Source organism: Streptomyces sp. NPDC001393, assembly GCF_053597455.1.
The window spans coordinates 1-12,946 of the sequence record NZ_JBSFIH010000034.1 but is presented as its reverse complement, the minus strand read 5'-3'; the positions used below and the strand labels follow the sequence as shown (position 1 = coordinate 12,946).

The 12,946-nt window shown below is 70.4% G+C and carries 13 protein-coding genes and 2 pseudogenes; 10 read left to right on the top strand and 5 right to left on the bottom strand.

Translation table 11 applies throughout. The features are described from left to right. Nucleotides 1-8: 8 nt before the first annotated feature. The 8 genes from ACWC2T_RS29910 (at nucleotide 9) to ACWC2T_RS29875 (ending at nucleotide 7,573) form a co-directional block, all read left to right on the top strand. Nucleotides 9-404 (top strand): VOC family protein, encoded by a 396-nt coding sequence (locus ACWC2T_RS29910; protein ID WP_023549584.1) that lies wholly within the window; start codon nucleotides 9-11, stop codon nucleotides 402-404. Nucleotides 405-424: 20 nt separating this feature from the next. Next, a complete protein-coding gene (locus tag ACWC2T_RS29905; RefSeq protein ID WP_450673460.1) occupies nucleotides 425-2,023 on the top strand; it encodes an Ldh family oxidoreductase in 1,599 nt (532 codons plus the stop codon). 3 nt (nucleotides 2,024-2,026) lie between these two features. Then, nucleotides 2,027-2,962 (top strand): Gfo/Idh/MocA family protein, encoded by a 936-nt coding sequence (locus tag ACWC2T_RS29900; protein ID WP_450673459.1) that lies wholly within the window; start codon nucleotides 2,027-2,029, stop codon nucleotides 2,960-2,962. Then, entirely contained in the window at nucleotides 2,959-3,684 is a 726-nt protein-coding gene (locus ACWC2T_RS29895) for a hypothetical protein (RefSeq protein ID WP_450673458.1), read from the top strand. The genes ACWC2T_RS29900 and ACWC2T_RS29895 overlap by 4 nt, the downstream gene beginning before the upstream one ends. Before the next feature lie 63 nt (nucleotides 3,685-3,747). Beyond that, a complete protein-coding gene (locus ACWC2T_RS29890) occupies nucleotides 3,748-4,617 on the top strand; it encodes a sugar phosphate isomerase/epimerase family protein (RefSeq protein WP_450673457.1) in 870 nt (289 codons plus the stop codon). Beyond that, nucleotides 4,614-5,408: a sulfotransferase family protein gene (locus ACWC2T_RS29885; protein ID WP_450673456.1), complete on the top strand. Its 795-nt coding sequence runs from the start codon at nucleotides 4,614-4,616 to the stop codon at nucleotides 5,406-5,408. Before ACWC2T_RS29890 ends, ACWC2T_RS29885 begins: the two co-directional genes overlap by 4 nt. 52 nt (nucleotides 5,409-5,460) lie before the next feature. Beyond that, the gene (locus ACWC2T_RS29880; protein WP_450673455.1) at nucleotides 5,461-6,744 is read left to right on the top strand and encodes an ATP-grasp domain-containing protein; all 1,284 of its coding nucleotides are present in this window, start codon (nucleotides 5,461-5,463) and stop codon (nucleotides 6,742-6,744) included. Between the two features lie 16 nt (nucleotides 6,745-6,760). Continuing rightward, a complete protein-coding gene (locus ACWC2T_RS29875; RefSeq protein WP_450673454.1) occupies nucleotides 6,761-7,573 on the top strand; it encodes a glycosyltransferase in 813 nt (270 codons plus the stop codon). An 87-nt stretch (nucleotides 7,574-7,660) separates the two neighbouring features. On the opposite strand, the gene ACWC2T_RS29870 is transcribed toward ACWC2T_RS29875, so the two are convergent. Together ACWC2T_RS29870 and ACWC2T_RS29865 are read right to left on the bottom strand one after the other, a co-directional pair. Next, on the bottom strand, nucleotides 7,661-8,701 hold the full coding sequence (locus ACWC2T_RS29870) for a LuxR C-terminal-related transcriptional regulator (protein ID WP_450673453.1): 1,041 nt from the start codon (nucleotides 8,699-8,701) through the stop codon (nucleotides 7,661-7,663). A 458-nt stretch (nucleotides 8,702-9,159) separates the two neighbouring features. Continuing rightward, the gene (locus tag ACWC2T_RS29865) at nucleotides 9,160-10,158 is read right to left on the bottom strand and encodes a helix-turn-helix transcriptional regulator (RefSeq protein ID WP_450673452.1); all 999 of its coding nucleotides are present in this window, start codon (nucleotides 10,156-10,158) and stop codon (nucleotides 9,160-9,162) included. A 257-nt stretch (nucleotides 10,159-10,415) separates the two neighbouring features. Here ACWC2T_RS29865 and ACWC2T_RS29860 point away from each other — a divergent pair, with 257 nt between their 5' ends. Continuing rightward, on the top strand, nucleotides 10,416-10,742 hold the full coding sequence (locus tag ACWC2T_RS29860) for a hypothetical protein (protein WP_450673451.1): 327 nt from the start codon (nucleotides 10,416-10,418) through the stop codon (nucleotides 10,740-10,742). Nucleotides 10,743-11,078: 336 nt separating this feature from the next. Here ACWC2T_RS29860 and ACWC2T_RS29855 read toward each other — a convergent pair. The 3 genes and pseudogenes from ACWC2T_RS29855 to ACWC2T_RS29845 form a co-directional block, all read right to left on the bottom strand. Next, nucleotides 11,079-11,674 (bottom strand): annotated as a pseudogene (locus ACWC2T_RS29855) (pirin family protein); the annotation flags it as partial. Beyond that, nucleotides 11,611-11,913 carry a KUP/HAK/KT family potassium transporter gene (locus ACWC2T_RS29850; RefSeq protein ID WP_450673523.1) on the bottom strand — a complete coding sequence of 101 codons (303 nt, stop codon included), beginning with the start codon at nucleotides 11,911-11,913 and terminating at the stop codon, nucleotides 11,611-11,613. The pseudogene ACWC2T_RS29855 and the gene ACWC2T_RS29850, both read right to left, overlap by 64 nt. Before the next feature lie 247 nt (nucleotides 11,914-12,160). Further along, nucleotides 12,161-12,459: pseudogene (locus ACWC2T_RS29845) on the bottom strand (transcriptional regulator). On the opposite strand from ACWC2T_RS29845, the gene ACWC2T_RS29840 reads away from it, so the two are divergent. Next, on the top strand, nucleotides 12,395-12,667 hold the full coding sequence (locus ACWC2T_RS29840) for a hypothetical protein (RefSeq protein ID WP_450673529.1): 273 nt from the start codon (nucleotides 12,395-12,397) through the stop codon (nucleotides 12,665-12,667). The pseudogene ACWC2T_RS29845 and the gene ACWC2T_RS29840 sit on opposite strands and share 65 nt — an antisense overlap. Nucleotides 12,668-12,946: the final 279 nt, after the last annotated feature.

The following is a 12,946-nucleotide window of genomic DNA, read 5'->3' as shown; positions in this document are numbered from 1 at the left end:
ACACCGGCATGACCGATCAGACCACCGAGGACTACGCCTTCGGCCCGCTCCACCACGTGCAACTCGCGATCCCCCCGGGGGCGGAGGACCAGTGCCGGGCCTTCTGGGGCGACATCCTCGGCATGACGGAGCTGGAGAAGCCCCCGGTCCTGGCGGCCCGCGGCGGCTGCTGGTTCCGCGGCGGCGGCCTGGAGGTGCACCTGGGCGTCGAGGCCGACTTCCGGCCGAGCAAGAAGGCGCACCCCGGCATCCTCGTGCGCAACCTGCGCGCCTTCGCCAAGCGCCTGGAGGCCAAGGGCGTCGAGGTCACCTGGGACGACAACTTCCCCGGCCACGACCGCTTCTACGCCTTCGACAGCCTCGGCAACCGGCTCGAGTTCCTCGAGCCGGTCGCCGACAGCTGACCGACTGCCGGGAGACTGATGTGAGCAGCACATCTGTCCGCACGTCCGTCCTGCGGATCGACGACCTCATCGTCGCCGAGGGCCCGGTGGGCGACGAGCGGATCCTCGTACCGGGCTTCAACGTCACGGTGCCGGCCGGAGAGGCGGTCGCCGTCATCGGTGGTCGCGACGGAACGGCCGCGTTCCTGGACGCTTGCACGGGGCGGCGACGCCCGCAGTACGGAACGATCCGCGTCGGGTCGCGGCCCGTCGGAGGCGGCGGACGGCGGGCCGCACGCGACCCCCTCACCGTGGTCGCCGGCTCGGTCCGCGCGGTGCCGGACGCAGAGGCGGTCGTGGTCGACGCCCGCCGGACCTCTGCGCCCGGCGACCCCGGGCGACTGCGTGCCCTGGTCCGCGACCTGGCCGAGCGCGGCACCGCGGTCCTGGTCGTCGCGGACGACGCGGCCGCCGTCCAAGGGGTGGCGGACCGGGAACTTCCTCTCGACCGCGCGGAACGCCGGCCCGCCGGCGACCAGCCGACGGCGCCGGAGCCGCTCAGGTTCAAGCGGAGCGAACTGCTCGCCGGGGTGGCGGACGCCCTCACCGCGGCGGGCGTCACACCGGACCGGGCACGCCTGGTGGCGCGGGTCCTCGTCGATGCCGACGCGCGCGGTCATTTCTCGCACGGTGTCGGACTGCTGCCGATGTACCTGGACCGGTTGGCCAGGGGCGGTATCCGGGCCGACGCCGAGCTCGAGTGGATCAGCGCCGGCGGTCCGGTGTCGGTGCTGGCCGCCCACGGCGGGTTCGGTCAGGTGGCCGCCGAGCTGGCCGCCGCGACCTGCGCCCGTACGGCGAAGGAATCGGGCGTGGCCACTGTCGCGGTACGCGGCAACAACCACATAGGCATGCTGGCCGCCTACCGGCACCACTTCGTGGAGCACGGCGTGATCGGCCTGATCTTCAATATCTCCGGCCCCGGGGTCGCGGCGCCGGGTGCGGCACGGGCGACCCTGGGCAACGACGCGGTGTGCATGATCGTGCCGCGCGGCCACGACGAGCCGTTCGTCGTCGACTTCGCCACCGGCACGGTCGCCAGCGGAAAGATCCGGCACGCCGCGCAGCGGGGTACCACGGTGCCCGACAGCTGGCTCGTGGATCGCGAGGGCCGCCCCACCACCGACCCCGAGGAACTGGACCGCGGTGGCGCGGTCCCGGTCTTCGGCGCCCACAAGGGGCTGGGCGTCGCCCTGATCACGGAGGTCCTCGGCGGCATCCTGGGCGGCGGCACCATCAGCCCGCGGGTGCACAAGCAGCGCGCCGAGCCCGAACGCGCCATGGACTGCGCACAGTTGTTCATCGCGCTGGATCCGGCTGCGTTCGGCGACCCTCCCGTGGACGATCTGGTGAACGCGCTGCACACGGCCGTGGCCTCCGGCTACGCCGCAGAGCCGCCCCTTGTCCACTTCCCCGAACAGCAGGAACGCATCGCCGAGCGCCGGGCGGAGGAGAGCGGCATCCCGGTGCCGCTCTCGGTGGCCGCCGCACTCGGCTGGACGGCCGCCTCCCCCTCCGGGGAAGGCAGCGGCCACTCCATCGACCACCGCCTCCAGCCGGCAGCGGCGGGAAAGGGGTAAGCAGTGACCATCGCGGTAGGACTCGTCGGATACGGCGCGGCCGGACGCCAGCACGTCCAGGCCCTTGAAGACGCGGGTTTCGCGGACGTACGCGCGATCGTGGAAGAGAACCCCGACGTCGAGACGCCGCCCGGCATTCCGCGCTACACGTCCTGGCAGCACCTGCTCACCGACCGCTCCATCCGGCTCGTCGCGCTGTGCACACCGCCCGGCGGCCGGGCGGAGCTGGCGGAGCAGGCCCTGGAGGCCGGCAAGGCCGTGCTGCTGGAGAAGCCGCCCGCCACCTCCACTGCCGAGCTCGACCGCCTCGTCGAGACGGCGCGGCGGACCGGCAATCCGATCGGCGTCATGCTCCAGCACCGGCTGAGGCTGCCGGACAAGGTGCTCGCCTGGGACTGGCCCGCTGCGACGTCGGCGGTCCTGGAGGTCTCCAGGTTCCGCCCGGCGGCGCACTTCCAGCGCGCCTCCTGGCGGGGCGACCCTGCCAACGCACTGGGCGGCATCACCGCCCACCTGGGCGTGCACTACCTCGACCTGGCCTGCCAGCTGCTCGGCGAGCCCAGCGAGGTGCGGGTGACGGGCACCCGTGAGCTGGCGCCCGGCATCGAGACCCGTACCGCCGGTGTGGTGCGGTTCGCCGGCGGCGCAACGCTGAGCTTCGCCGTGACCGCCGAGTCCGGCTCCCGGACCGAGCGTCTCGACCTGCTCGGTCCCGACCGGCGGCTACTGGTCGAGGATGGCCGGGTCACCGGCGACGACCTCGGTGAACCGTTCGCCGCCCCGGCCGCCCACACGCCGGAGCTGCGCCGCGAGGTCTACCGGGACATGGTCGAGGCGATTGCCACCGGCCGCGCACCGCGCCACTGCCACCTGGCGGGCGCCCGGGCTGTGACCATGATCCTGGAGGCTCTCTCCGCGCCTGCCGGGGTACCGGTATGACGGCCGCCGTGCGCGTCGGCCTGTCCTCCGGCTGCGACCCGAAGCTCACCGGGTCCGAGCTCGCGGCCCTGACTCTCTCCCTGGGCGGAGACGTCGTGGACCTGCGTGCGGACAAGGGACATCGCTGGGAGGAAGACGGCCTGCCCGCCGTGCGTGCGCAGGGGGTCGGGGTCGCCTTTGTGGGGCTGAGCCTGGTGCTGGGCGACCCGCGGTGGGATCCGGAGACACTGCACTCCTCGCTCTCCGTGCCGGACGCGGGAGTTCCGGTGAAGGTGTTCGCCGCGGACGGATGCAACACGAGCAGCCGCGAGCTGACGCTACGCCAGCTACGGGCGCTGGAGAGCCTCGGCGTGCGCCCCTGCGCCGTACTCGTCGAGACGCATCACGGCTACGCCACGATCCCGGAACTGCTCGACCTCTGCGACGACTTCGGGGTGCGTGTGCTCGTCGACACCATGGGCCTGGTCCGCCTGGTCGGCGGGGCGGACCAGGCGCTGCGAGCCCTGCCGCTGCTGGCCCCCCGCACCGACGCCGTGCAGGTCAAGGGGTTCGACTGGGAAAGTCCCGAGCTGTCACGGCACCTGGCGCTCTCCGCGTGCGAGAAGCCGACGAGGCACGTTCTCGACGCCCTGCCCCGGACCGCCACTGCCACCGTCGAGTCGAAGGCCGGCTGCCTCGACCGTGACGTGCCGCTGCTGCGCGCCTGGCTCGGTCTGTCCTGACCCCGCCCGCGCGCCCGGCCTCACCCGACAACACCCTCTTTGCTCCACGTCAGGAGGAGACGTATGCGCCTGGCCATCATCAACGACGAGATCGATCAGAGCCTCGACAGGGCGATCGGCCTCGCAACACACCTGGGCTATGCAGGGCTTGAAGTGCGCTCGGTCTGGAACCGTCCGCCCCACCTGCTCGACGACGGGCAACTTCGCCGGATACGCGAGACGCTGGCGTCCGCCGGGCTCGAAGTCGCGGGCTTCTGCCCGCCCGCGCTCAAGTGTGCCCTGCCCCGGACAAGCCAGGACGCCGCGCGGGTGCGCGCCGAGCTGGAGGACGCCATTCGCCGGGCGCGCCTGCTCGGGTCGCCCACCGTGCGCATCTTCAGCTTCTTCCGCGAGGGCGACCCGGACCCGTCCGCCGCCGCCACGGTGGCCCGCGATGTGCTCGCCGACCTCGACTGGCACGGCGTGGAGCCCCTGGTGGAGTCCGGCACCCGTACCAACACCCCCACCATGCGCCACCTGATGGACTTCCTGGACCAGGTCGGCGACGACCGGCTCGGCGCGCTCTGGGACCCGGGCAACAGCGTGTTCAGCGGCTGGGACCCGCAGCCGTTCCCCGCGGACTACGCGCTCGGCCGGGAGCGGATCAAGCACGTGCACGTGAAGGACCCGGCGGGCCGCAGCGGCTACGTCCGTATGGGTGACGGTGACCTGCCCTGGCGGGAGATCCTGACCGCTCTGTCCGACGACGGATACGCGGGCTGGCTGTCCCTGGAGACCCACTGGCGTATCGGCCGGGTACTCACCGCCGGACAGCGCGACGAGCCCTGGGGCGACTCCTTCTCCGAAGGAGGCAGCGAGGCCAGCGCCACGTGCATGCGTCTCCTCTCCGCCCTGCTGGACGACGTCCGCCAGAGCGTGGGAGCCCGCGCATGACCGGCCCCGTGCTCCTGGTCGGCTGCCAGAGGTCAGGGACGACCGCGCTGTCGTACGCGCTGAGCTCCGCATTCGCCGCGGCCGGCGGACACTTCACCGTCAACGGCAAACTGCCCTACCTGCTCGACCGCTGGCTCACCCCGGTCGACCTGGAAGCCCGTCACTTCCGCGCCGACGAGGTCCTCTACGCGTTGGACCGCAAGCCTCCGCAGGGAACCGGGGTAGAGGTGTGGCGCGCCCAGGCGGAGGCCGCTCTGCGCCGCGCCGCACGCGACGTCGCCGAGGGCGCCGTCCGGGACGCGGACGAACTGGCGCACCGCATCACGAGCGAGAGCTACGCCGGCTTCCCGTACTGGGGTGACAAGTACAACGAGTACCTGCTCCACCTGCCGAGGCTGGGCCGCATGCTGCCCGACGCCCGCTTCCTGGTGCTGGTGCGGCACCCCGACGAGGTCGCCGACTCCATGCTGCGGTGGACCGGTGACCGGCCCTGGTGTCCGGTCAGCCGTGCCGCCGCCCACGCCAAGTGGACCGCGTGGAACGCCGCCTGGCTGGAGTTCTCGGCCTCGCTCCCGACGGACCGGTTCCTGGTCGCCGAGTACCGGGACGTGTGCCGGGGCGAGGCGACGGCCCGGATGGAGGCGTTCCTCGGCCTGGAACTCACACCGTTCCTCGCCGAATTGGCGCCCCGCACGAACGAAGTCACGGGCGGTGCGCTCCCTGCCGAGACCGAGCGCGTGTGGGCCGCCCTCACGGATCAGGCCCGGCCCGTGCTCTCCGTCGGCCGCTGAAGCCCGCATCTCCGATCATCCGACGCATCCGAAGAACCCGGGAGCAACACCCATGTCAGCACCCCGCGTCCTCGTCCTCGGGGGCAAGGCCGGAATCCTCCGCAAAGCCGCCGACCTGGGACTGGATGTGGTCAACATCCAGAAGCCCAGTGCCTTCGACCCGGCGGCCGTGGCCTACTGCACCCAAATCCACCTGATGGACTATCAGGACATACCGGCCGTGACCGCGCTCGCCGAGGCACTGCACGCGACCTCACCGTTCAGCCGCGTCCTCACCCAGACGGAGGCGGCCCAAGTCGTCGCCGGCCACCTGACCACCCGCCTCGGGCTACCAGGCAACGGCGACGAGATCACCCGCGCCCTGCACGACAAGAGGGCGCTTCGCGAACTGCTCAACGCCCGGGGCCTCGGCCCTGTGGCGGTCGAGCGGGGCACCGATCGGAGCGCCCTGCGGGACTTCGTACGGCGCCACGGCGCGGCTGTCGTCAAGCCCACGATGGGCTCCGGCAGTCTCGGCGTACGTCTGATCCACTCCGCGGAGGAGGCCGACGCGGCCTGGGACTGGCTGGAGTCGTTCGGACTGAAGGATTTCATGGTGGAGGAACTCCTCACCGGAACCGAGCTCAGCGTGGAGACCTTCAGCTGCGCCGGCGACCATACGGTCCTGGCCGTCACCGGCAAGGACACCGGTGGGGGCGTGGTCGAACTGGGCCACGTCGTCCCCGCCCGGATCTCCCCGGAACAGGCGGATAGCGTCGCCGAGTTCACCTGCCAGGTCCTGGACGCGGTCGGGCTGGTCGACGGCACGGCACACACAGAGATCATGCTCACCGGCCAGGGCCCGCGCGTGATCGAGTCGCATGCTCGGCGCGGCGGCGACCGGATCAATGACCTGGTCGAGATCGCCTGCGGCGTGGACATGGAGCAGCTCGCCTACCGGCAGGCCCTCCCCGGCTTCCGCACGCCCGGCATCTCCGGGGCGGGGTGCGCAGCGGCGATCCGGTTCCTCACCGCGGAGCCCGGCCGGGTGGTGGCCGTCGAGGGCATCGAGGAGGCCCGCTCCCTCGACGGAGTCCTCGACGTCAGGATCCAGGTCGAACCGGGGGACACGGTACGCCCGCTGCACTGGTCGGAGGACCGCTGCGGCCAGATCCTGGTCCGTGCCGAGGACAGCGAGCGTGCCGAGGCTCTCGCACGCCGGGCCGCCGGCCTGATCACCATCCGTACCGTTCCGCAGGGCCAGGACGCCGCTGTCGACGAGCCTCTCACCCTCGGACGCCTGCTCGCCGAGGTTGACGAGGTCCTGGATCCGTTCGCCGCTGCCCATGCCCACTGACCTTCCAGGAGAGCTGATGCACGCCGAGTCCGCACCCGACATTTCCGTGGTCGTCGCCACCAGAGACCGGCCGGCCGACGTCCTGCACTTGCTGAACGCGCTGCGCGTCTGCGACACCGGGGCCATCACCGAGGTGATCCTGGTGGACGACGCGTCCGGACGCCCCCTCGTCCTCCCCTCCGGAGAGTGGCCGTTCAGGCTGCGTCTGCTGCGCAACGAGGTGCGGCGCGGAGCCGCCGCCAGCCGCAATCTCGCCGCCGAGGCCGCGCACGGGCAGGTGCTCGCCTTCCTTGACGACGACGCACGTCCACTGCCCGACTGGTGCGCGGTGCTGTGCGAGACGCTGACCGCCAACCGGGCGGCGATCACCGGCCGCGTCCTGCCCTTCGACAGTGGCGTGGTCTCCCGGGCACGTCAGCACCGCTACGACACCAGGTACGACGCCCATGCCCCCTACAGCGCCGTGCGCTTCTTCGCCGGAGGCAACTCGGCCGTCTGGACGGACCGGTTCCGCGCCGCGGGTGGGTTCCCCGACCTCGTCACTGCCAGCGACAACGGGCTCGTGGAACGAGTGGCCGAGCAAGGGGGCGAGGTGATCTTCGTGCCGGAACTGCGCGTCGCCCACCGCAACAGCAAGGGGGCCCGCATCGCCTTCCGCGAGGCGTGGCGCTCCGGCCGTCTCGCCGGCGGGAGCCGGCCCGTCGACTGCTGGCGCCAGTTCCGAGGCGCAGCGCGCACCCAGCCGTGGGCCGCCGACCGCCCGGCTGCCGGCCTCAACACCGCTCTCCAGGCAGCGCACTCCCTCGCCAGGGCGCTGCCGACCCGGTGAGGACGGGAATCGACCGAGGCCACCGCGGAACCCCGGGCCGGGTGGTGGCGCCGTGACCTGCCGCCACCAACCAAGCGCCACCCGCCGTCAGACCGAAGCCAGAGCGGGGCCGGAAACGGCCAGCCAGCCCCGTCGGCTGAGTTCGAGGGCCGCCTGGAAGCGGGTCTGCACGCCGAGTCGCTCCAGCAGCGAGGCGATCATCCTGCTGAGGGTCCTCGTGGAAACACCGAGCCGCCGCGCGATGGCGTCGTCCTTCATCCCCTCCACGAGGAACTGCACGATGGCCCGCTCTTCCGGGCTGAGGGGCGCCTCGCCTCTCCCGGCAGCCGGCTCCTGCGCCGCAGCGTGGCCGCCCCAGGGCTCCGCCGCGAGCCAGCAGTGGTCGTACAGCGCCTGGAGCGTCGGTACGAGGTCACGGCCGTGGACCGCCAGGGCCGGGGCCCACTCGTCCTCAGGGTCGACGGACAACAACGCGAGGTCGTCGTCGACGACGACCATCGACGCCGGCAGGTGCGCCGCCAGCCGCACCTCCGCCCCTGCCCTGGCCAATTCCTCCAGGTAGCCGGAGAACATCGGGTCCTTCGCGTGACTTCGCGGGAAGAGCAGCCGAAGGGCCACCCCTGAAGCGGCCATGGCCGAGTCCCGCAGCAGCATCGCGTCAACAGTGTCGGCACTCAGCGCCGCGCCCCCGTACATCGACCAGACGCGCCCACGGGCCACCGCCGCGGCGTCGTCCATAAAGGCGGTGACGCTTTCCGCGGTTGCCAGGGTCTCCAGCTCGACCGTCCTGCGCCGGGCCGAGCTGACGCCGAGGAAATCCCGCATGATGATGGAGATCGCCCGGCGCGTTCGGGACACCTCTTCCTGGTGGCGGGCGAGCTGCTGGTCCTCCAGTGAGAAGAGGCGCATCAGGGCGATATTCGGATCCACCGCGTCGTATCCGCTGGGAGAGTTCCGGGAGGGTCTTACCAATCCGGCAGTCTCCAGGTGGTCGAGCGCCTCCTCGACCGCGGGCGTGGCGATGCCGGCACGCAGGGCGATGGACTCCATGGTCCAGTTCGCGTCCTGGAGCGCCGCCCGGTACACCAGCTCGCTCAGTTCCTCCGAAGTGACCGTCCGCCTTGCCATATCAGCTCCGTCCGAGTTCGCGGGTCCACTGTTTTCGGCTGCCGGGAGAACCGGCGCTCATGCGCCCCACGTCAGGTCGTTGGGAGCAACGGACGCGGTGACGGCCGAGGAGGCGCTCGTCCGCGTCGGGTGCTGGGCGGGCTGACAGTGTCCGGGAATTACAGCAAGGCCGATTGTTGCGAGAACGGGTGCCACCAGAATGGCGGACTTGATGACGACAGTCTTGGAGAATCGCTTCGAAATAGGCACAGCAAACCCCCGTACGAATATCCCGAGTAGGTCAGAAACAGGATCAGAATTCCTGCCGTCGGCTTTCGCGAATCCCTGCCGACGCCCTCTACTCTGGCCCGGCGCCCGTACGAGGGGAAGAGATCGGCCATGGCCGGAACTGACCTTGGCACAATGCGTCCACTGTGGTCAGAACCGCGCAAGGCAATGAGGGCCGGTGCGTGCGGGGTTCAGTGGCGGCTGGCTGGAAGCCAGCCGTTCTGGACCGCGTGCACCCCCGCCTGGAACCGGCTCCTGGCCTCCAGGCGTTCCATCAGATCGGCGGCGATGCGCCGCGCGGTCCGCGGGGAAACGCCCAGACGTTTTGCCATCGCCTCGTCGGTGAGACCACTCGCGAGCAGGCGCAACGCCTCGGCCTCCTGTGGGGCGAGTCCTCGAGAGTCCGCCGAAGGAGCGTCTCCCAGCGGAGCGGCCGTGGTCCAGACCTGCTCGAAGAGAGCGCACAACGCCGCGACGACACCCGTTCCCTTGAGCACCACCGCGCCGGCACGTGCGTCGGAGGTGTCGGTCGGCAGAACGGCCAGGCGCCGATCGATGATGATCAGGCGGACGGGCAGGGTGGGCGTGGTGCGTACGCGCCCTCCCTGGCTGTTCAGCCACGCCACGTGCTCCAGCGTGGGCTGATGGTTGCGCACACTGTCCAGATACACGGTGCGCATCCGGATTCCTCGGTTGAGCAGGGCCTCATTGGGGCCGCGACTCGCCTTGAGGTCCTCGGCGGTGTGGGCACCTCCGGGCGCGAATGTCATGACCTCGGACTGGGCTTGCTCGCCGAGTTGGGCAAGTCGCAGGCGAATCTCATCAGCACCCACCAATGGCTCGGACTCGGAGCCGTCCTGCCCCCGGTTCAGCATGGAGTACTCGGCGATCAGCTGTGCGGCGGCCGCACGGGAAGCTTCCAGCCGCTCCTGCTGTGCGGCGAGATCCGCCTGGCGGCGAGCCAGCAGGAGTTCCATTGCCACCTCGGGGCTCACCGTCAGGAATTCGGCCCCCTGTCCCGCTGACGACCGGATGAGGGACAGCGAGCTGAGCACGTCGAGACTCCCCCGGACATCGGACTCGCTCATTCCGAGCCGCTCCGTCAGTGCGGCGACACCCTCCGACGGATGCGCCAGCATCGCCCGATACACCCGTTCCGAGCGGGTATCAAGTCCCAGTGTTTCCAGCATCGCCCCCCCCTGACCGCCTAAAATCCGCACGGATTATAAATACACAGGTCAAGGCGGCCGGAATGACAAAGCCATGGATTCAGTAAAGAGATCACCAAGAGTGCCAGGTATACAGAGGATCCACCGAAAGGCGCGCTTGAACGGCAGACGAGGCGCATCGCTTCAGTCGCCCCCTCGCTGGCCTGTTTGTGCAGCGGCCTGAACCGTCCAGGGTTGAGGCGACATGGGCCCGTTGCCCGGGATGCATGATCCTGAGCATGTACCTCGTCCACGCAAGGCTTCGGGCCGCAGCCGGAACAGCCGTTCCGGCCGACGTGGCAGACATCGTCACACGTCACGCCGACGCCGACACGGGTCTCGAACACGTCAGCGTCCACAACGACGCCGGAACCGGGCTTGTGCTCGGCCTCTTCCTCCTCGCCCGTTCCCTGGAGGCAGCAGAGTGCAGCGCACTCCAGGTGTGCCTGCGCGCACTGTCCCACGCTCCACAGCTCCACTCGTTCACTCTCCTCCAATGCAGCGCCGAGGCCCCGTTCGCCTACTTCGAAGAACTCCTCGTGGGCGAGGCGACGACCGAGGAATGACAGGGAGTGTTCGGGACTGGGTGTCGCCCGCCTTCAGAGCCGGCGGGCTCCGCCAACGCGCTGGGACCAGAACGCGGATGTCGAGCATGTTGCGGATAGTCCGGCACGAGATGTCGTGAGGTGGATGGGGTACGCCGCCGCAGGCGTTGAACAGGCAAAACGGTACCCCGCGGCAGCGTCGAGAACCCCCGGCAAGGATTCGATCCCACTCCCAAGGCGGATGTCGCAGGTTCGAATCCAGCCGACGCAAATAAGACGGCCTGAACAGGCAGCAACGACGGCCAAGCCCCGTCCCTGTCTGGACAGGACTCGTCCGCCATGCGGTTTTAGCGCGCCCTACAGTCCGCTCTCAGACATCCCGTGCACCGCCGGGATCGTGCCGAGCCTCCCCTTCTGGAAGTCCTCGAACGCCTGCTGGAGCTCCTCGCGGGTGTTCATCACGAACGGGCCGTAGTGGGCCATGGGCTCACGGATCGGCTGTCCGCCGAGGAGGACGATCTCCAGGTCCGGGGTGTGGCTGTCCTGCTTCTCGTCCGCGCGGACGGTCACTGAGGACCCGGCGCCGAACACCGCGGTCTGGCCCAGGTGGACCGGACGCCGCTCGGCACTGACCGCACCGCGGCCCACGAGGACGTAGGCCAGGCCGTTGAAGTCCTCCCGCCGGGGCAGGGTGATCTCCGCGCCCGGGGCGAGGGTCGCGTGGATCATCGTGATCGGCGTGTCCGTGATGCCGGGGCCCTGGTGGCCGTCCAGCTCGCCCGCGATGACCCGCAACAGCGCGCCGCCGTCGGGGGAGGTGAGCAGCTGGACCTGACCGCCGCGGATTCCTGGTACCTCGGGGCCATCATCTTGTCCTTGGCGGGCAGGTTCACCCACAGCTGGAGGCCGTGGAAGAGGCCGCCGGACACGACGAGGGACTCCGGCGGGGCCTCCTGATCACCACCGACCAGAACACCAGGGACACCACCCCGTACACGTTCTGCATGCTGACCGCGATGGAATGCGGGGCGCTCGGGTTGAACACGGTGTGCAGCGTGTAGATCGGGCTGGTCCCGATGTCACCGAAGACCACGCCCAGAGCACCGATCACGAGAGCGAGGCGTGCCGTTTCGCGCACGCTCTCACGACGAGCCTCCGGCGCCGGCGATGGGAATCCGCCATCCGGCGCCATCCCCTGCCGGTGATCGGCCATGGCGATCCTCCTCTGTGCAGGCCGCTGTGCTGAAGGCCCCGTCATCGGGGCGGACGATACCGATCGCAGGTGCGAATACCGGCAGGCGGGGGCCGTTTCCACTGGCATGTTCTTGAAATCGACCCTGGATGCCTGGTGGGGCGCCGTTCAGGGGAAGATGAAGATATTGCGGACGCAGCCTGGCACTGCTGGCACACCGAACCCTGTTGCCCTCTGGCCCGCGCCTTCAGCGTGCCGCGGCGACTGCCTCCTCATCCCCGGCGCTGGCGCGAGGCGGGGTATCGGCGAGGCCGAGTTTCAGGTGCTCGATGTGGTACAGGGCCTGGTCCAACAGTTCGGCGACATGGTTGTCGTACAGCGCGTACACGACCGGACCTCAGCGGCCAGCTCGGTGGCGGGCAGCGGGCCTTCGCCCAGCCGGGCGAGGATGAGCCCGGGGCCTGGCCGGACTCGCCGGAGCGTGGTTCGCCGGCGACTGGTTGCTCGCCGACGCGGGCGCCTACGCCCCGTCGGCACCACCAACATCAGTGCGGGGCTGGGCACCGCCTTGCTCGGCTTCCTGGCCGTGCTGCTCGCCGCCACCCGGCCGCCGACCGTCCGCCGTGCGCTCACCGTTCCGGACGCCATCGCACGACTGACGCTCCCCCAGGCCCTGCGGGTGATCGGGGTGGCCATCCTGATCGTCATGGCACTCGGCAAATTGCTGGCTGCCTTCGCCCGTCGGACTCGGTGACAACGCCGTCGGAATCCCCGCGCCCTTCGTGGCGTGAGAGCTGCGCCGCCACGGACCCGGGGCGGCGCGCGGCGCGCGGCGGCGCGCGGCGCCGAGATCAGGCTCCCAGTGTTCTGCCCCCACACAGCGCAACCACCGTACGGGGCGATGCAGTTACCCATGGCATGGAGAACACAGGCAGTACGCATGTCACCCGTCGGGCCCTGCTGTCAGTCGGCGGATTGATGTTTCTCAGCGCCTGCACAGCCCCTGGCGGTACGCCTGAACACGAAGCGAGGC

Bases quoted from the DNA above. Each gene is read 5' to 3' on its own strand.
- ACWC2T_RS29850 (WP_450673523.1), bottom strand. From the start codon at position 11,913: ATGGCGCCGGATGGCGGATTCCCATCGCCGGCGCCGGAGGCTCGTCGT.
- ACWC2T_RS29910 (WP_023549584.1), top strand. From the start codon at position 9: ATGACCGATCAGACCACCGAGGACTACGCCTTCGGCCCGCTCCACCAC.
- ACWC2T_RS29875 (WP_450673454.1), top strand. From the start codon at position 6,761: ATGCACGCCGAGTCCGCACCCGACATTTCCGTGGTCGTCGCCACCAGA.
- ACWC2T_RS29865 (WP_450673452.1), bottom strand. From the start codon at position 10,158: ATGCTGGAAACACTGGGACTTGATACCCGCTCGGAACGGGTGTATCGG.
- ACWC2T_RS29860 (WP_450673451.1), top strand. From the start codon at position 10,416: ATGTACCTCGTCCACGCAAGGCTTCGGGCCGCAGCCGGAACAGCCGTT.
- ACWC2T_RS29885 (WP_450673456.1), top strand. From the start codon at position 4,614: ATGACCGGCCCCGTGCTCCTGGTCGGCTGCCAGAGGTCAGGGACGACC.
- ACWC2T_RS29870 (WP_450673453.1), bottom strand. From the start codon at position 8,701: ATGGCAAGGCGGACGGTCACTTCGGAGGAACTGAGCGAGCTGGTGTAC.
- ACWC2T_RS29880 (WP_450673455.1), top strand. From the start codon at position 5,461: ATGTCAGCACCCCGCGTCCTCGTCCTCGGGGGCAAGGCCGGAATCCTC.
- ACWC2T_RS29890 (WP_450673457.1), top strand. From the start codon at position 3,748: ATGCGCCTGGCCATCATCAACGACGAGATCGATCAGAGCCTCGACAGG.
- ACWC2T_RS29895 (WP_450673458.1), top strand. From the start codon at position 2,959: ATGACGGCCGCCGTGCGCGTCGGCCTGTCCTCCGGCTGCGACCCGAAG.